Source organism: Agrobacterium fabrum str. C58 (assembly GCF_000092025.1).
Lineage (GTDB): Bacteria > Pseudomonadota > Alphaproteobacteria > Rhizobiales > Rhizobiaceae > Agrobacterium > Agrobacterium fabrum.
Genome location: NC_003062.2, coordinates 2,319,151 through 2,336,099 on the forward strand (window position 1 = coordinate 2,319,151; position 16,949 = coordinate 2,336,099).

Consider the following 16,949-nt stretch of genomic DNA (forward strand, 5'->3'; position numbering starts at 1 on the left):
GACATGACCGCTAGGGACGACGAGACGATCGCCTTTTATAGCGGCCATGCCACGGCCTATACGTCACGGGGGCAGGCCCCGGACCGCCCGCATCTGGAGACATTCCTGGCGCGACTGCGAGCCGGCGCGAAAATCCTAGAATTGGGATGCGGCGGCGGACAGGACAGCGAATACATGCTGTCCGCCGGTTTCGATGTTCACCCCACCGATGGAACGCCTGACATCGCAAAGGCAGCGCAAGCCCGGCTCGGCATTCCCGTCAGAACATTGCTGTTCGAGAATATTGAAGACGCGGCGCTTTATGATGCCGTATGGGCCAATGCCTGCCTGCTGCATGTGCCCCGCCTTGCCCTGCCGGGCATTATCGGCCGCATCCACACGGCGCTCAAACCGGGCGGCGTTTTTTATGCGAGCTTCAAGGCGGGAGAAGTGGAAGGCCGCGACACGTTTGGCCGTTATTACAACTATCCTTCCAAAGCCTGGCTTGAGGAAACCTACGGGCAATTCGCCTGGACGGAGGTGGAGATCGAGGCCCGGCAGGGCAGCGGTTATGACAAGCTTCCCACCGACTGGCTGCATGTGACGGCCACGAAAGCCTGACCCGGCGCGGCAAGTTGGCGGTTGCGAAAGCACCTCTCTACCGTTTAAATCGCGGCATCGATCTGCATGTATGCTCCGGCCTCAACCCGCTCGTGGCAGGCTGGACGGGAGAGGGTTTTGTACAGGATTTCCGACTATCGCGACTGCCAGTCCCATGGCCCCACCATCGCGGAGCGCGTCTGGACGGCATGGTGGCAGGATAGCGGCCTCAAGGTCGGGGACGTCGCGGAGCACCTGCAGGACATGACCAACCCCCATAAGCTGCCCACCGGCTTCGTCGCCCATGATGGCGATGACTATGTCGGCTCCGCCTTCCTCATCCATTGCGATCTGGAGGAGCGCCCGCAATATCTGCCATGGGTTGCCGCTCTCTGGGTAGAAGAAGGCAGGCGGCGCTCAGGCGTTGCCCGCGCCCTGATGCAGGCCGCAACACAAAGGGCCGCCGAACTCGGTCATGAGGCCAGCTATCTCTGCTGCCAGCGCGATCTCGAAGCCTATTACATCAATTGCGGCTGGACCGTTCTGGAACGCGGCGTCGGCAAACATGATCTGACGATGCTGACTTTCAGCACGAATATCTGAGCGGCAGCACACCCGCGAAACACCTGCCGGGCCGCCCAGGCCGCCGATCCGGCGGGCAGGACCGCGCGATGTTACCGGCTGCTTCCTATTCCTATTCTTTGCCTTCGGCATCCACACGACAGGCCATCATGATATCGTCGATTTCCCGGCCCTCGTGCAAAATCCCGCCCGGCACGCATCCTATCTGCGAAAAACCTGCCCGTTTATAAAAGCTGGCAGCGGCGGGGTTTTCAGCGCTCACTGCAAGCTCGATCTGGCGGATGCCGTTGTCGCCTGCAAAAGACTTCACGGCCTCCAGAAGCGCACGGGCAATGCCGGTTCCCCGTGCTTCGGCCCGCACGTAAACCATGATCAGCGTCGCCCTGTGAGCCATCTTGCTCGAACCCTGGCGCATCAATCCCATGATCCCCACGGGCGCATCATTCCAGAACGCCGCGAACACATTATTCTGGGTCAGCCGCGTCCGCCATTCGTCTGCCGACAGCTTCTCCCAGTCGGCTGCCGTGCTCGCATAGGCCGCAGGTTCGGTCCGGAGAGCTTCGAGCCGCATCGCGCGGAAGATGTCCACATCCTCCTCCGTCAGCCGCCTTATAGTTGTTTCATCCACCTTGAACTCCGTCTTTCATCGGCCATCTGTATCGAGAGGTGCCCCAATTCCATAGCCGATCTGCAACACCGGAGAAACAGCCACCACCAATGTTCTAATCGCCGTGACCATGGCATATGGATGTCGGGCGGCACTCGAAAACTTATCATCATGGGAAGAGGACGATGATGAAACCACCATCCGCCATTATGGAAACCGCGCTCTATGCGGATGATCTGGACGCCGCCGAGGCATTTTACCGGGACGTGTTCGGGCTTGAAATGGTGCTGAAACTGCCCGGCCAGCTGGTTTTCTTCAAATGTGGCCGGCAGATGCTGCTGCTCTTCGATCCGCAGGAATCAAGCCGGGCAGACGCCAATAACCCCATTCCCCGCCATGGGGCGGTGGGGCAAGGCCATTTCTGTTTCTACGCTGACGACAAAGCGGAAGTGGACGAATGGAAGACGCGCTTCGAGGCGCTTGAGATTCCCGTCGAGCACTACCATCGCTGGCCGAATGGCAGCTATTCCGTCTATATCCGCGATCCCGCAGGGAATTCGGTAGAGGTCGGGGAAGGCAAGCTGTGGGGATTCGAGTGAAGTCCGGACCACCTGTCACACAACGGTCGAGAAAGAAACGGCGATCCCTTCCTCCGTCATCCTCGGGCTTGTCCCGGGGATCTAACCACGTCGCGTAAATCAATCGCTTGCAGATCCTCGGGACAAGCCCGAGGATGACGTCGAGGGGGAGTGACGCAGGGCGCCCCACCCTCGACCATTGTCATACGCAGTCCGTCAGATCAGATCTGCCGAACCACGATCTCTTCTTCCGAATCCACCGCCAGCGGGTTCTTCAGCGGCAGGCCGAAACCGGCTGCCTCGATTTCGAACACGTCACCCGCTTCCGGCTTGATGCCTTCCGCGAAGGAGAGCGTTGCCGTGCCGAACATGTGCACATGCACGTCGCCCGGCGCGCGGAACAGGCCATATTTGAAGTGGTGATATTCGAGGTTCGCAAAGGTGTGGGACATGTTGTCCTCACCCGAAACGAACGGCTTTTCGAAGATGACCTTGTCGCCGCGACGGATGCGCGAGGTGCCGCGAATATCCGACGGTGCTGCACCGACGCGGATTTCCGGGCCGAAGCTGGCCGGGCGCAGCTTGGAATGGGCGAGGTAGAGGTAGTTGACCCGCTCGGTGACGTGGTCGGAAAACTCGTTCGAGACGGCAAAGCCGATACGCACAGCCTCGCCCTTGTCGGAAATCACATAGATGCCCGCCATCTCAGGCTCTTCGCCGCCATCGAGCGCGAAGGACGGAGAGGTGAGAGCCGCACCCGGTGCCGCCGCCACATGGCCGTTGCCCTTGTAGAACCACTCGGGCTGAACGCCCTTTTCGCCAGCCTTCGGCTTGCCGTTTTCGAGACCCATGCGGAACATCTTCATGGAATCCGTCAGGCTTTCTTCGGCGGCTTCCGTGGTCTTCTTGTGCATGCTGTCGCGGGTCGCGGCAGAGCCGAGATGGGTCAGGCCGGTGCCGGTCAGATGCAGATGCGCCGGATCGGGATGGGTGATCGGCGGCAGGAAACGGCCTTCGGCATAGGCCTTGTCGAGATCGACGGCGTCGCCCAGACCATGGGCAGATACGACATCGGCGAGGCTCTTGCCGCCATTGGCGGCTTCCATGGCGAGCGCATAAACCGAGGCTGCACCCTTGACGGCGCGCGCCTGCCCGCCTTCTTCGCGAACCGCGACGGTGATGTTGCCACTGGCATCTTTGATCTGTGAAATGAGCACGGGATTTCCTTCCTCCGGCGCAATGCGCCTTGTCTCTTCTACGCGGTGCATTGCACCTGCATCTTATGAAAGTGGCCGGAAACCGGCCACTTTTTTGACTGCGATAGGAGTTGGGCCGATCAGCCCTTGTTCTTGTTGTAGACGTCGAAGAACACAGCGGCGAGCAGCACGAGGCCCTTGACCATCTGCTGGAAATCGATGCCGAGACCGACGATCGACATGCCGTTATTCATCACACCCATGATGAAGGCGCCGATAACGGCCCCGGTGATCTTGCCAACGCCGCCGGAGGCCGAAGCACCGCCGATGAAGCAGGCCGCGATCACGTCAAGCTCGAAGCCCACGCCTGCCTTCGGCGTCGCCGAGTTGAGGCGGGTCGCGATGATCATGCCGGCAAGACCGGCCAGCACGCCCATGTTGACGAAGGTGAGGAAGCTCAGGCGTTCGGTGTTGATACCGGAAAGCTTGGTCGCCTTCTCATTGCCGCCCATGGCGTAAACGCGACGGCCGATGGTCGTGCGGCGCGTCACGAAGCTGTAAAGCGCGATCAGAACCAGCATCACGATCAGAACGTTCGGCAGGCCACGATAGGTCGACAGCTGGTAACCCAGGAACAGGATAGCGCCGGAGATCAGCAGATTCTGCACGATGAAGAAACCGAACGGCTCCACGTCGATGCCATGCTTCACGTTCACCACGCGACGGCGCCACGCCAGATAGAACAGCGCGACCGTAATCAGCACGGTCAGGATCATCGACGTGGTGTTCAGACCTTCGATGCCGCCGATATCAGGCAGGAAGCCGGTGCTGATGACCTGGAAATCGGTCGGGAAAGGACCGATATTCTTGCCGCCGAGCACGAAAAGCGTCAGGCCGCGGAACACCAGCATGCCCGCCAGCGTCACGATGAACGACGGAATGCGGTGATAGGCGATCCAGTAACCCTGGGCAGCACCGATGATGCCGCCGATGACGAGACAAATCAGCGCCGCCAGAAACGGGTTCATGCCCCATTGCACGGTCAATATGGCCGCGATCGCGCCGACGAAGGCGACGATGGAACCGACCGAAAGGTCGATATGCCCGGCCACGATGACGAGCAGCATGCCAAGCGCCATGATGACGATGAACGAGTTCTGCAGGATGAGGTTGGTCAGGTTCACAGGGCGGAACAGGATGCCGCCGGTGTAGAACTGGAAGAAAACCATGATGGCGACGAGCGCGATCAGCATGCCGTATTCGCGGATATTGGATCGAATATACGACCCGACCGAGATGACGTTGCTTTCTTCGTTTGTGGTGTTTGCCGAACTCATGAGTTCTTCTCCCCTGAGCGCATGATAGCGCGCATGATGCTTTCCTGGCTCGCCTCTCCCTTCGGCAATTCAGCGACGATGCGGCCTTCGTTCATGACGTAGATGCGGTCGCAATTGCCGAGCAGTTCAGGCATTTCCGATGAGATCATCAGAACGCCTTTACCATCGGCAGCGAGCTGGTTGATGATGGTGTAGATTTCGTATTTTGCGCCAACGTCGATGCCGCGTGTCGGTTCATCGAGGATCAGCACATCAGGGTTGGAGAACAGCCACTTGGAGAGCACAACCTTCTGCTGGTTGCCGCCCGAAAGATTGACCGTTTCCTGGAAGATGCCCGATGACCGAATGCGAAGACGCGTGCGGAAATCGCTCGCCACCTTCATTTCCTTGATGTCGTCGATGATGCTGGCCTTCGACACGCCGGCGAGATTTGCCAGCGTGGTATTGTGCAGGATGTTGTCGTTGAGCACGAGCCCGAGATGTTTGCGGTCTTCGGTCACATAAGCGAGACCGGCGTCGATCGCCTTGCGCACGGTGCTGACATCGACAGGCTTGCCGTCGATCAGCACGTCGCCGGTGATCCTGTGGCCATAGGACTTGCCGAACACGCTCATCGCGAACTCGGTGCGTCCTGCCCCCATCAGCCCGGCGATGCCGACGACTTCGCCCTTGCGGACGGTGACGTTGATGTCGTGCAGAACCTGGCGGTCGCGATGCTGCTGGTGATAGGCGTTCCAGTTTTTGACTTCGAGAATGGTCTCGCCGATCGGCACATCACGCGGCGGATAACGATCTTCCAGATCGCGTCCCACCATGTTGCGGATGATGACATCCTCGCTGATTTCTTCCTGATGACAGTCGAGCGTCTTCACCGTCATGCCGTCGCGCAGCACGGTGATCTGGTCGGCCACCTTGCGCACTTCGTTCAGCTTGTGGGTAATGATGATCGAGGTCATGCCCTGATTGCGGAATTCCATCAGGAGATTGAGCAGCGCCTCGGAATCGCTTTCGTTGAGCGAAGCCGTCGGCTCGTCGAGGATGAGCAGCTTCACGCTCTTCGACAGTGCCTTGGCGATTTCGACCAGCTGCTGCTTGCCGACGCCGATATCGGTGATCAGCGTCTCGGGCGATTCCTTCAGACCCACCTTCTTCAGGAGTTCGCGGGTACGGTTGAAGGTCTGCTGCCAGCTGATGACGCCGTTCGAAGCGACTTCGTTGCCAAGGAAGATGTTTTCCGCAATCGACAGGAGCGGCACGAGTGCAAGCTCCTGGTGAATGATGATGATACCAATATCTTCACTGTCGTTGATGGCGCGAAAATTCCTGACTGCGCCTTCATAGTGGATTTCGCCCTCATAGGTGCCGGCGGGGTAAACACCGGAAAGGACCTTCATCAAGGTCGACTTCCCCGCGCCGTTCTCACCGACGAGTGCGTGGATCTCACCCTCTTTCACCTTGAGGTTAACGTTCTCAAGCGCTTTCACGCCCGGAAACGTCTTGGTGATGTTCCGCATTTCGAGAATGGTATTGGCCATATCGCAATCCAGCGCCCGATTAATTCAGACGTTTTTATTTTTATGGAAAAACGGGGATGACGCCAAGCCATCCCCGCATGTGTCTTCAGCTTATTTCAGCTGGTCTTCCTTGTAGTAACCGCCGTCAACGAGAACCTGCTTGTAGTTCTCCTTGGTCACTGCAACCGGCTTCAGCAGGTAGGACGGAACAACCTTGACACCATTTTCATAGGTCTTGGTGTCGTTCACTTCCGGTTCCTTGCCTTCCATGACAGCGTTGACCATGTTCACGGTCACCTTGGCGAGTTCGCGGGTGTCCTTGAAGATGGTGGAGTACTGCTCGCCGGCAATGATCGACTTGACGGAAGGAACTTCAGCGTCCTGACCGGAAACGACCGGCAGCGGCTGGTCCTTCGTGCCATAACCAACGCCCTTCAGCGAGGAGATGATGCCGATGGAAAGACCATCGTAAGGCGACAGAACGGCGTCAACCTTGGCGTCGGTGTAATAAGCCGACAGGAGGTTATCCATACGAGCCTGGGCCGTTGCCGGATCCCAACGCAGCGTGCCGACCTTGTCCATTCCCATCTGACCGGACTTCACGACCAGCTTGCCGCTGTCGATGTAAGGCTTCAGAACCGACATCGCGCCATCATAGAAGAAGAAGGCGTTGTTATCATCCGGCGAACCGCCGAAGAGTTCGATGTTGAACGGACCCTTGCCATCCTTCAGGCCGAGCTTGTCGGTGATCGAAGTTGCCTGCAGAACGCCAACCTGGAAGTTGTCGAAGGTTGCGTAGTAGCTGACGTCGCCGCTGTTGCGGATGAGGCGGTCATAAGCGATGACCTTGATGCCCTGCTCGCCGGCCTGCTTCAGAACGTCCGACAGCGTCGTGCCGTCGATCGACGCGATCACGAGGACCTTGACGCCCTTGGTGACCATGTTTTCGATCTGGGACAGCTGGTTCGGAATATCGTCGTCAGCATATTGCAGGTCGGTCTTGTAACCGGCTTCCTGCAGCTGCTTCACGATGTTGTTGCCGTCGTCGATCCAGCGTGCGGACGACTTGGTCGGCATCGCGATACCGACAGAACCCTTGTCCTGTGCGAAAGCCGGCGCTGCGAAGGACGCAGCACCGATGGCACAAGCTGCCATCAGCGAAATAATGGACTTCATTAACTCTCTCCCTTGAGCCCTTCTCTGGAGCCCGCATGCTGCGGTGCACCATGAAATTCATGCCGTCACAAGTAAGGAGCCGCCCTGCGCTTGCTCCATTTCGCAGTTGCGAAATGAAACAGCTGCCGCTCCTCCCCGGCATTCCGCAAATTGTTCTGAATCCATATAACTGTCAAATAGAATATATCGGTTTCCATATATCAATTATGATATATTAAATCGATACAAAAACCGATGAGGGGTATAAAATCAAGGATGAGCAACCAAAAAGTGTATGAGCAGGCGCAAACAACAGAGGCTCTTTTCGTCTTTGAAGACAACCCTCTGCTGCGGGCCGGATTAAAGATGAGCCACCTGCGCATGCTCGTGATGATCGAGGAGCACGGACAGGTCAGCGCCGCCGCGGCAGCCATGAACATGACGCAGCCGGCAGCCTCGCGCATGCTCTCGGAAATGGAAGCAATCGTCAAATCACCGCTTTGTCAGAGAGCCTCGCGCGGCGTGGTGCTGACGAAATTCGGCGAGGCGCTGGCGCGCCGCGCCCGCACCATATTGCTGGAACTGCGCGAAGCTAGCCGTGAACTCAACCAGATGAAGTCGGGCAGCGGCGGTTCGGTCTATATCGGCGCCGTCACCGCCCCGGCGATCAGCCTCGTCGTTCCCGCCATCAGGCGCGCCATGGACACCTATCCCGGCATCGAAATCAACGTGCAGGTGGAGAGCAGCAACGTGCTGGCCCGGGAACTGCTGGCGGCGCGTCACGATTTCATCATCGGCCGCATTCCCGATGACTTCGATCCCGGCCTCTTCTCCATCCACGAAATCGGCATCGAGCGCGCCTGTCTGGTGGTGCGCGAAGGCCACCCGCTGATGCGCGGCGAGCCCGTGACCCTGCAGGATCTCTCCGGTTACGACTGGGTCTTCCAGCCACCCGGCGCGCTTTTGCGCAGAACGATGGAGGATGTCTTCCTCACCCATGGCGTCGCCATGCCGCGCAACGTCATCAACACGCCATCCGTGGTGCTCACCCTTGCCCTCGTCTGCAATACCAATGCCATCGCCCCCATCGCGCAGGACATGGCCGAATTTGTTGCGGGGCAGCAGGCAGATATCGGCCGAACCCGCATTTTGCCAACGGATTTCGAACTCGTGGTCAAGCCTTACAGCATCATTACCACCAAAGGCCGGGTCCTGCCGCCCAGCGCCCGCCTGCTTTATGATCTGGTGCTGGATGAAAGCCGTAAGCTGACCAACACCTGACGACGGCAAGCCCGACTCCACCTTCACCCTTTATAGAAGCCGGATCATTGAGGCCGGCGCAGGGAACAGCCGCATGCTCTTCGGACAATCCGTCTTCCAGTCGGTCGTCGAAAGACTGAAACAGGAGAAAGAAGAAGAAGGCACGGAGCCTTCACCGCCGGCCGGCCACCGCATTGCCGGTTTCAGCTCGGGTTTCGTGGTCGATACCCATATAGAAGCGCCGCAGCCGGCAAACGGCAATCTTGATGCCTATCTCGCCTTCCTGGCCGATCCTGCGCCACCGCCGGAATCTCAAACGGAGCCCGAACCGGAACCGATGCCGGCCCATCTCGAAAAAACCGCGCTTGCCGATGTGTCCGCGGAACTGGCGATCCAGGAAACCGATACAGTCGCAACCCTTGCGGAAAAACGCCGGGCTTTCGCACGGCTCAATCATCCCGACCGGGTGAAACCGCAATTCCGGCACAATGCCACCCTGCGCATGACGGCCGCGAATCTGCTGATCGACCAGGCGCTTCGCATGCTGCGGACCCGCGAGCATTTCCGCTGAAAACGGGCGGTGAGATTAATACGGGAAATGCTTCAAACCGAAGATAGAGGCCGCTTCAGCCCGCATCGTTCTTGTCAGTGGGCGCGCTTTCGGCGGCAGGCTCCTCTGCTCCATCCTTGGACACAGCGGCGTTACTCGCAGGTTTGAACTTCAGCAGCAATTCATAGGCCGCATAAGCGCCGACGCCACCGACGATGGTTCCCCAGAAAAACTCGCGATTGACGAATTCGATGACGGCCCATGCGGCGCAAAAGCCGACGATGAGCAACCGGACCCATAGCGGGCGATAAAGCGGGTGACTCGTATCGATATTCAGCATGGCGTTCCGGTCTCTGGCCTTTCCAGTCGATCGCATGGTCGCGGCTTCGTGCCGCAGGGCGCGAAGATATCCATGCGTCTTGGCGGTTTCACAGGCAAATTGCAACGCAATTCAGCCCGCCGCCAATCAGACTGCCGTGAAAACCGGAACGGGAGATAGTCACCGCAGCCGCGGACGATGGGAAAACGGCACCATGGACGCTGCACGCCCATCTTGCGGACGCGAGGATCTTCGATTGCCGTCAGCCTCTTCGATTTTCAGTCGCGCAGGCGTCCCAGCAGGGCCAGAAGCTGGTCGCGGGCCTTCTTGCCGCCGATCCTGTCAATCAGCTTTTCCTCGCGGTCCCGCCATGTATTGGAAAGCCGGTCGAGCAGGCTGCTGCCTTCTTCCGTCATGTCGAGGAAATGAACGCGCCTGTCCTCTTCCGACTTGCGGCGGACGAGCAGCCCCTTCTCTTCCATGCTGTCGACGATCGCGACGAAATTAGCGCGCTGAATGCCGAGCGCTTCTGCTACATCGCTCTGTTTCAGGCCCGGATTACCGCCGACGATGACGAGAACGGAAAAATCAGCCGGCCGCAAACCCTGCTCGGCCAGCACATCGGCAAAACCGTTTGCCACGGCAAGTTGCGAGTGCCGCAAATGGTAGCTGATCGCAGTCGTCAGCAACCCATAGTCGATTGCCGTATTATGCGCGGCTTCCGCGCTGCCGCTTTCGCTTTTTTCCGTCCGCGGCCCGTTGCTATGTGCCAGTCGCAAAGCCATCCGATCCCCCGCCTGATTCGTTCCCTTACCTTGTCGAAGTTATAACCGACAACGCTGCGAAACTGTATCCCAAATAAATGTAGATGATACTAATATTGTATAATAATTTGAGAGTTAAACGCCGTCTACGCAAACCGGAACCCAAACTCGACACCCGGCAAACAATAAAAGTATGACTATTTACCCGTGAATTACAAGGGGATAAAATCACCTCCCGCACCCGGCTTTAAGGGCATTGCCGCAATCCGGTCGCCTCTTCGCAAAAGGGGCAAAACAACGGGCGGGTCAGGCAATAAGATACTACTTATAAGAGAAAATTGATTCCGTTAAAAAAGCAATACATCGACGACGGATGGCCCGCATTGCCACATACAAGCCGGCGATCCACCCCACACGAGGCCGCCACAACCGCCCCCACTCGAAAACAGGCAAGGTTTCGCAAATCTTTGATTTTTAGACATTGATGCAAAAACAAAGCTGGGGTATGAACCAACCGCTGCACGCGATTCAAGCGTGACCGCTGCACCCGTAGCTCAGCTGGATAGAGTGTTGGATTCCGATTCCAAAGGTCACAGGTTCGAATCCTGTCGGGTGCGCCATCAATTTCTGATTACCGCTTCCACCCCGGCATCTTGCCGACGGGTGAAATATGTCAGGCTCCATCGACCTCCGCTCGTCCCACAAACAAGTTGAAATCACAACTGCCGGATTTCGCTCAACATATCTTCAATCGGACTCTACGCTTGGCGTCGGCTGCGCAGCCAGAAGCTTTCTTTTTCGAACAACCGGCAATCCCGGATGCGGTATCTTCACCCTTCCCGCATCTTTGCCGTTTCGGGCAGGCTCCGGTTCGGCTTCATCTTCCACAAGGCTGGCATTCGCCTGCAGATGCAGGCCCATCACTGCCACCAGCAGGAAAAACCAGACGAAACCGGAGCTGAGCAGGAACAGGGTTTCCAGAAAGCCGTAGAGCAGCACATAAAGCCAGACACCGACATAGAGCCGCGTCAGCGGGCTGTTCCGTGTGGCGCTATCCATTTTGCCAAGATAGTGAAGGGGCAATAGACATATCCACATCAGCACCAGAACAAGTCCGGGTATGCCGCCCGCAAGCAACAGGTCGAAATAGCCACTGTGGGACGCTGGTGCGGTCGTCGCCCAGCTATTGTTCTCGGTGAAGCTCGACATCAGGGTGTCGCTGCGCCAGAAGGCCTGATATCCGTATCCGAGAATCGGGCTTTGGCGGATATAATCGATGGCGACGGTCCAGATATCGGTTCTGCCCGTAAAACTGGCGTCGACACCCATCCGCGTCAGCATCTGCGCAAACACCGGATCGACCGTGGTGCCCACGGTCACGACGGTGAAGACCAATAGAAGCGAGGCCACGACGGTATATCGCCAGCTGGGCCAGCGCACGATGAACCAGCCCGCGGAAACGACGATCGGCATCAGGCCAAGCACCGTCTTGCCACCTGACTTGACCAGAAAGATCAGCGATAACAGCAGCACCAGCAAGCCGCCGATAAACGACCAGCGACGGCAGAGATAGATCGCCAAGATGATCAGCACCGCCATGACCGAGGCGGCCTCGTTCTTGTGCTGAAAAACCCCGCGCCAGTTACCCGCCAGAAGCGGCTCCAATGCGTCGCTCGCCTGGTGGATAGACCGCGATGGCAGCACGATGACGCCGAAATAACACAGGAACAGGATAATCATCACGCAGCCGGCAAGCAGCGTGGTGAATTGCCGTTCCGTGCGCGGCAATTGCAGAAAGCCACCGGCAAGCACGCAGATGATGGCGCACATCACAAGCCGCCTGATCGAAAACATCGGCGCTTCCCCCACGATCGAGGTGAAGACAAACCATCCGAAAATCGCTGCCATCAACAGGCGCGGCGTGAAAATCAGGGAAAACGAACGCTCCTTCGCCATGAATGCCACGAAGCTGAAAAGCAGGATGATCGCGATGAGCTGATTAAGCAGGTTGGACCCGGCCGCCATGGCGGATCCCTCATAGGTCGAGGAAAGCGAAACATAGGGCGAGAAGCCGACCGTGAAATAGAGGAACGTCACATAAAACAGTGTATTCCGCCAATATCCACGCGCCTGTTCTTCGTGCGCTGCATCCATAAGGGGGTCTTCTCTGCCTTTTTCCATGCGGCCCACATCATATCCGATGCTTCATCCGGTAACATGAATATCCCGCCAAAACCCTATTTTTTAGTTATTCATAATACACGGAGGAATAGCAGATTTTCAGACACGGCGACGGATGGGCATATGGTGCGAGACATCCGAACGGGCAGACCGGGCCGAGTGCCGATTGCCCCAACGCTGCCAAAGATGAGCTCGCCGCGGTACACAGCGCCCTTGATCAGGATGGTTACCCGATTGCGCGCACAACCGCCGCGTCAAGAAAGAATAATTCCGATCGCCGGGTTCTTCAGATTTTAAGTATTTTTTGAACATATACACCATCAATTCTTGCAAGCATCGGATGAGGATAATGCGGTGACTTTTTCGATGGGGTGCGAACCGCTGCCTCGTTTTTGAGGCAAGGAACGTGAACGGTTGAGATTCTCAGGGGTGTCGATGCAAAAGGTTTATTCCATCCAGTTTCTGAGGGCGCTCGCGGCGTTTTCGGTGCTGCTGTTTCATATAATCGGCGAACCGTTCACGATTGGCGCCGCTGGCGTGGATGTCTTTTTTGTCATCTCCGGCCTCATCATGGGATCTTTCGCGACGACAGCGGGGCCGGGAGCATTTTTATACCACAGGCTGGTCCGCATTGTGCCCCTGTACTGGGCCGTGACCCTGTTGATGTGCGTCGGGGCGATGGCGGGCGTTTTTTCCACCTTTACCTTCACCCTCGAACATCTATGGAAATCGCTGCTTTTCATTCCATATGCTGGCGACAGCGGCGAAGTGGTTCCGCTCCTGGTCGTGGGCTGGACCCTCAATATGGAAATGTTCTTCTATATTGTCTTCGCGCTTGGACTTGCCCTGCGCGCGCCGCTGGCGGTAACGGTCGGCATCCTGTCCGTCATGGCCTTGGCAGGGCAGGTTTTCCCTTCGCAATCCCCCTTCATGCAAACCTGGACCTCACCGCTTTTGCTGGAGTTTCTGGGCGGACTGCTGCTGTCGCGTTTCATGTTCCAGGGCGTGCAGGCGGGTATCGCCGCGCTTGTCATATCAATGACCGGTTTCGTTGCGGCGGCTCTGATAAGCGAGCAATCCGGAATGTTGCGCCTGATGACCTGGGGCGTGCCTGCCTTTTTCCTCGTGGCCGGATGCGTATGGCTCGAGAACGGCGGATTATGGCCCAGACGCTTGCTGAAACCCGTCGAGATTGTCGGGGATTCGTCCTACGCCCTTTATCTTCTGCACGGCCTGGTGATCTCGATCGTCCATAAGATACTGGCGCCCGGATTTCTCGCAGGAACCGTCATCATCATCGTTGCAGTGGCCGTGTCGATCTCTGCGCATTTCCTGTTCGAGAAACCGCTGATCAGGCTTTTCAGACGTGGCTATGGCGGCAGGCCGCGCCGGCAGGACCAGGCCGTATCGATGCGTTGACTTAAGGATTTGTCGGGGGTCTTATGACGACGGCTCACCAGCCGACATGGCGCAGAACGCCATAATCATGGTCGCCGACAGCGAAATTGGCACCACCCGCATCACAGGCCATGTCGATACCATATTGCTGAACCACACCCTTTATGGCTTCCCGCTGTTCCCGATAATCATCGGATGCACGCAGTTGCGCGAGCGTTTGACCGCTCCAGGCGATGACTTTCTTGACCGCCTGTTCGTCAACCGTCCACTGCGCACAGGGGTTGTTGCGGTGATAATCCGCCTCCGCCATCGCCGAGGCACCCCATAAGGCACGGGATTCCGCGTCGAAAGCCAGCGCCGGGTTAGAGTTTGCGCCCACTATCTGGGTCGCGGCGATGATGGCTGTACCGCGTGAGAGGAAACGCAAGCCGCTGGACAATCTCTCGAACATGATCCTCATCCATTTTGAAGCGTACCGGAGACCAACGATCCCGAATCGATGGTGCCCATAAATACCGCGCAGGAATAAAACCTGCGCGGTATGTCTCCAAGCCTGCCGGCGGACGAAACCACCGGTCTGCCGTCATCGGGCGGATAACCGCCCGAACGACAAGAGGCGATCAGAACTCCTGCCAGTCACCCTTCGATGTATCCAGCGCGGCATTGCCCGAGAATGCCGAAGCAAGCTTGCGGCCAAGCGCCCGCACGGGAGATGCCACCGATCTGTCGCTGCCGGCGGCGCTGCGCACCGGAGCCGGCTGGCTCTTCTGCTGATAGGCACCCTCAGCCAGTCTGAACTGCGAGAGCAGCTGGTTGAGCGATGCCACTTCCTTGGCGAGGCTATGGCTTGCGGCATTGGTCTCTTCCACCATGGCCGCATTCTTCTGCGTGTCCTGATCCATCTGGTTCACAGCCGTATTGATCTGCTGCAGGCCGGAAGACTGTTCCTGCGCGGATTCCACGATGGAAACGACGTGCCGGTTGATTTCCTGCACCTCCGAGACGATCGTCGCCAGCGCCTTGCCGGTGTCGCCCACCAGCTGCACGCCCTGCTGCACCTGATCATTCGAGGTGGTGATCAGCGCCTTGATCTCCTTGGCCGCACTGGCGGACCGTTGCGCAAGCTCGCGCACTTCCTGTGCGACGACGGCAAAACCCTTGCCCGCCTCGCCCGCCCTTGCTGCCTCGACACCGGCATTCAACGCCAGAAGATTGGTCTGGAAGGCGATCTCATCGATCACGCCGATGATGTTGCTGATCTCGTTGGCGGATTTGGAAATCTGCTCCATCGCGATCACGGCGCGGCGCACCACTTCGCCGGATTGTTCGGCACCCGCCTTGGCGCGGCTGACGATCTGGCCCGCCTCCTGTGCACGTTTGGTGGAGTCCCGCACCGTCGTGGTGATTTCCTCCAGAGCTGCGGCAGTTTCCTCCACGGCAGCAGCCTGCTGTTCGGTGCGCTTGGCCAGGTCATCGGCAGCCGACTTGATCTCGTTTGCACCTGCGCCGATGCCGCCGGCATTCTGGGCAACCCGGGTCAAGGCCGATTGCAGCTTTTCGGCCGACATGTTGAAGTCGTTGCGCACGCCGTCGAGCGTTGCCGTGAACGGCTGGTCGATGCGATAGGAAACATCGCCGTCCGAAAGCTTCGAAAGACCGGCCGCGAGATTATCGACGGCAAACTTGACGTCCGCGGCTTCCCTTGCCTTCTGCTGCTCGCGCTCGATGCGGTCCTTTTCCGACATCGACCTGTTGGCCTCGGTTTCCTGCTCGAGACGGATGCGCTCGATCGCATTCTCGCGGAACACCTGAACCGCGACCGCCATCTGGCCAACTTCGTCCTTCCGCTCCACGCCGTCGATCTCAGCCGCCGTCTCGCCACCGGCAAGCGACACCATGCGCTCGCGCAACCGGGCAATCGGTGTGGTGATGCCGCTTGACGCCACAAACAGTGTCAGGATGATACCAACTGCAAAGACAACACCCACCACGACGAGCGAGGTGAGGATCGTTGAATTGGTTTGGTCACTCAGATCACCGCTGCCACTAGCCACCCCTTTGGCAAGCTTGTCCAGCAACATCGTTATGGTGGCCGACATGATCTGAATCGAGGCGTCCGCCTTGACGAGTTGCACGGCAGATTCCGCGTTCTTGTTCGCCATTCCAAGCTCGACGGCCTTATCGGTGATTTCCGCGATGGACTGGGATTGCGCAATCAAGACGTCGACGGCGGCGCGCTCCTCGGGAAACACGGCCTTGACGTTGTCGAGCCGCTCGAGAAGCTCGCGTTTGCTGGCGATGTAGGCCTGCCTGGCGACGTTGATTTCCGCAGCATTCGCGTCATAGGCCATGACCTGATACGCGCCATAAGCAAGGCCGATGAGATTGCGGTTTGCCCGCGCAAGCTCGACCAACGCAGCATTGTCGCTGCCGATGAATTCGGAATAGAGTGCATCGGATTCCTTATAGCGTGTGGCCATGAAGGCGGCGGCGCCAAGACCGACGATGCAGAGCGGCAAAATGAGCGACAGGATTTTGGTACGGATGCTGGCATTTTTAAAAAAAGACACGGGAAGCTCCTGAAATGGACGCCGCTCCTTTCCCGTGCCGGAGGTGTTCGGCAAAAATGACATTGCACGTCGAAAGCCTTCATCATCAAGGCCTCATCAGCGGCATCATCGGCTCTGGTCGCAACCTGCATCATGCATCTGCCCGCAACGGGTGATACCTGCTCCTGAAATTTCAACAGGCCCCTGTTCCGGTGGTCCGGCTTTTCCCGCAACAGGCGGAAAAGCCGGACCACGACTGAAAGAATGAAAAACAGTACTTTATAATACTCTTTTATTTGTTTAACTATAAAACAATTATACTTTAAAACTTTACAATTCCTTTATGTCGCCTGGCCTGAGACATGAAGAACTGCAGAAGC

The 16,949-nt window shown here is 58.0% G+C and carries 16 protein-coding genes and 1 tRNA gene; 7 read left to right on the top strand and 10 right to left on the bottom strand.

What is annotated here, in order from left to right; translation table 11 throughout:
* Positions 1–3 precede the first annotated feature (3 nt).
* Positions 4–600, top strand: a complete 597-nt coding sequence (locus ATU_RS11430; RefSeq protein WP_010972243.1) for a class I SAM-dependent methyltransferase — start codon at positions 4–6, stop codon at positions 598–600.
* Positions 601–717: 117 nt separating this feature from the next.
* Positions 718–1,182: a GNAT family N-acetyltransferase gene (locus ATU_RS11435; protein ID WP_035255891.1), complete on the top strand. Its 465-nt coding sequence runs from the start codon at positions 718–720 to the stop codon at positions 1,180–1,182.
* 91 nt (positions 1,183–1,273) lie between these two features.
* Here ATU_RS11435 and ATU_RS11440 read toward each other — a convergent pair whose 3' ends face one another.
* On the bottom strand, positions 1,274–1,789 hold the full coding sequence (locus ATU_RS11440) for a GNAT family N-acetyltransferase (RefSeq protein WP_006311702.1): 516 nt from the start codon (positions 1,787–1,789) through the stop codon (positions 1,274–1,276).
* A gap of 167 nt (positions 1,790–1,956) precedes the next feature.
* Here ATU_RS11440 and ATU_RS11445 point away from each other — a divergent pair, with 167 nt between their 5' ends.
* Positions 1,957–2,367, top strand: a complete 411-nt coding sequence (locus tag ATU_RS11445; RefSeq protein WP_010972246.1) for a VOC family protein — start codon at positions 1,957–1,959, stop codon at positions 2,365–2,367.
* 200 nt (positions 2,368–2,567) lie between these two features.
* Here the strand turns inward: ATU_RS11445 and araD1 are convergent, their stop codons facing one another.
* The 4 genes from araD1 to chvE form a co-directional block, all read right to left on the bottom strand.
* Positions 2,568–3,563, bottom strand: coding sequence for a 2-keto-3-deoxy-L-arabinonate dehydratase AraD1 (gene araD1 / locus ATU_RS11450; RefSeq protein WP_035256007.1), 996 nt, complete (start codon positions 3,561–3,563; stop codon positions 2,568–2,570).
* A gap of 119 nt (positions 3,564–3,682) precedes the next feature.
* Positions 3,683–4,879 carry a sugar ABC transporter permease GguB gene (gene gguB / locus ATU_RS11455; protein WP_006311699.1) on the bottom strand — a complete coding sequence of 399 codons (1,197 nt, stop codon included), beginning with the start codon at positions 4,877–4,879 and terminating at the stop codon, positions 3,683–3,685.
* Complete coding sequence (gguA, locus tag ATU_RS11460; protein WP_006311698.1) at positions 4,876–6,414, bottom strand: sugar ABC transporter ATP-binding protein GguA; 1,539 nt, start codon at positions 6,412–6,414, stop codon at positions 4,876–4,878. Before gguA ends, gguB begins: the two co-directional genes overlap by 4 nt.
* A gap of 90 nt (positions 6,415–6,504) precedes the next feature.
* A complete protein-coding gene (chvE, locus tag ATU_RS11465) occupies positions 6,505–7,569 on the bottom strand; it encodes a sugar ABC transporter substrate-binding protein ChvE (protein ID WP_006311697.1) in 1,065 nt (354 codons plus the stop codon).
* Positions 7,570–7,824: 255 nt separating this feature from the next.
* On the opposite strand from chvE, the gene ATU_RS11470 reads away from it, so the two are divergent.
* Positions 7,825–8,829 carry a LysR family transcriptional regulator gene (locus tag ATU_RS11470; RefSeq protein ID WP_035255890.1) on the top strand — a complete coding sequence of 335 codons (1,005 nt, stop codon included), beginning with the start codon at positions 7,825–7,827 and terminating at the stop codon, positions 8,827–8,829.
* A 73-nt stretch (positions 8,830–8,902) separates the two neighbouring features.
* Entirely contained in the window at positions 8,903–9,379 is a 477-nt protein-coding gene (locus tag ATU_RS11475; protein ID WP_010972250.1) for a hypothetical protein, read from the top strand.
* A 55-nt stretch (positions 9,380–9,434) separates the two neighbouring features.
* Here ATU_RS11475 and ATU_RS11480 read toward each other — a convergent pair whose 3' ends face one another.
* Positions 9,435–9,698, bottom strand: coding sequence for a hypothetical protein (locus tag ATU_RS11480; RefSeq protein WP_010972251.1), 264 nt, complete (start codon positions 9,696–9,698; stop codon positions 9,435–9,437).
* A gap of 257 nt (positions 9,699–9,955) precedes the next feature.
* Complete coding sequence (locus ATU_RS11485) at positions 9,956–10,462, bottom strand: MarR family winged helix-turn-helix transcriptional regulator (protein WP_006311692.1); 507 nt, start codon at positions 10,460–10,462, stop codon at positions 9,956–9,958.
* A gap of 522 nt (positions 10,463–10,984) precedes the next feature.
* On the opposite strand from ATU_RS11485, the gene ATU_RS11490 reads away from it, so the two are divergent.
* Positions 10,985–11,061: transfer RNA gene (locus ATU_RS11490), tRNA-Arg, on the top strand.
* A gap of 127 nt (positions 11,062–11,188) precedes the next feature.
* Here ATU_RS11490 and uppW read toward each other — a convergent pair.
* On the bottom strand, positions 11,189–12,595 hold the full coding sequence (gene uppW, locus ATU_RS11495; RefSeq protein ID WP_035255888.1) for a Wzy-type polysaccharide biosynthesis protein UppW: 1,407 nt from the start codon (positions 12,593–12,595) through the stop codon (positions 11,189–11,191).
* 462 nt (positions 12,596–13,057) lie between these two features.
* Between uppW and uppZ the strand changes: the two genes are divergently transcribed.
* Positions 13,058–14,041 carry a polysaccharide biosynthesis acyltransferase UppZ gene (gene uppZ, locus ATU_RS11500; RefSeq protein ID WP_010972254.1) on the top strand — a complete coding sequence of 328 codons (984 nt, stop codon included), beginning with the start codon at positions 13,058–13,060 and terminating at the stop codon, positions 14,039–14,041.
* Positions 14,042–14,075: 34 nt separating this feature from the next.
* Here the strand turns inward: uppZ and ATU_RS11505 are convergent, their stop codons facing one another.
* Together ATU_RS11505 and ATU_RS11510 are read right to left on the bottom strand one after the other, a co-directional pair.
* Positions 14,076–14,471: a hypothetical protein gene (locus ATU_RS11505; protein WP_162180280.1), complete on the bottom strand. Its 396-nt coding sequence runs from the start codon at positions 14,469–14,471 to the stop codon at positions 14,076–14,078.
* A 169-nt stretch (positions 14,472–14,640) separates the two neighbouring features.
* The gene (locus ATU_RS11510) at positions 14,641–16,590 is read right to left on the bottom strand and encodes a methyl-accepting chemotaxis protein (RefSeq protein WP_010972256.1); all 1,950 of its coding nucleotides are present in this window, start codon (positions 16,588–16,590) and stop codon (positions 14,641–14,643) included.
* Positions 16,591–16,949: the final 359 nt, after the last annotated feature.

What these genes read in the sequence shown, in the direction of transcription:
- ATU_RS11505 (WP_162180280.1), bottom strand. Translation starts at nt 14,471, where the DNA reads ATGTTCGAGAGATTGTCCAGCGGCTTGCGTTTCCTCTCACGCGGTACA.
- ATU_RS11445 (WP_010972246.1), top strand. Translation starts at nt 1,957, where the DNA reads ATGAAACCACCATCCGCCATTATGGAAACCGCGCTCTATGCGGATGAT.
- chvE (WP_006311697.1), bottom strand. Translation starts at nt 7,569, where the DNA reads ATGAAGTCCATTATTTCGCTGATGGCAGCTTGTGCCATCGGTGCTGCG.
- uppW (WP_035255888.1), bottom strand. Translation starts at nt 12,595, where the DNA reads ATGGATGCAGCGCACGAAGAACAGGCGCGTGGATATTGGCGGAATACA.
- gguB (WP_006311699.1), bottom strand. Translation starts at nt 4,879, where the DNA reads ATGAGTTCGGCAAACACCACAAACGAAGAAAGCAACGTCATCTCGGTC.
- uppZ (WP_010972254.1), top strand. Translation starts at nt 13,058, where the DNA reads ATGCAAAAGGTTTATTCCATCCAGTTTCTGAGGGCGCTCGCGGCGTTT.
- ATU_RS11470 (WP_035255890.1), top strand. Translation starts at nt 7,825, where the DNA reads ATGAGCAACCAAAAAGTGTATGAGCAGGCGCAAACAACAGAGGCTCTT.
- ATU_RS11480 (WP_010972251.1), bottom strand. Translation starts at nt 9,698, where the DNA reads ATGCTGAATATCGATACGAGTCACCCGCTTTATCGCCCGCTATGGGTC.
- gguA (WP_006311698.1), bottom strand. Translation starts at nt 6,414, where the DNA reads ATGGCCAATACCATTCTCGAAATGCGGAACATCACCAAGACGTTTCCG.
- ATU_RS11430 (WP_010972243.1), top strand. Translation starts at nt 4, where the DNA reads ATGACCGCTAGGGACGACGAGACGATCGCCTTTTATAGCGGCCATGCC.
- ATU_RS11475 (WP_010972250.1), top strand. Translation starts at nt 8,903, where the DNA reads ATGCTCTTCGGACAATCCGTCTTCCAGTCGGTCGTCGAAAGACTGAAA.
- ATU_RS11485 (WP_006311692.1), bottom strand. Translation starts at nt 10,462, where the DNA reads ATGGCTTTGCGACTGGCACATAGCAACGGGCCGCGGACGGAAAAAAGC.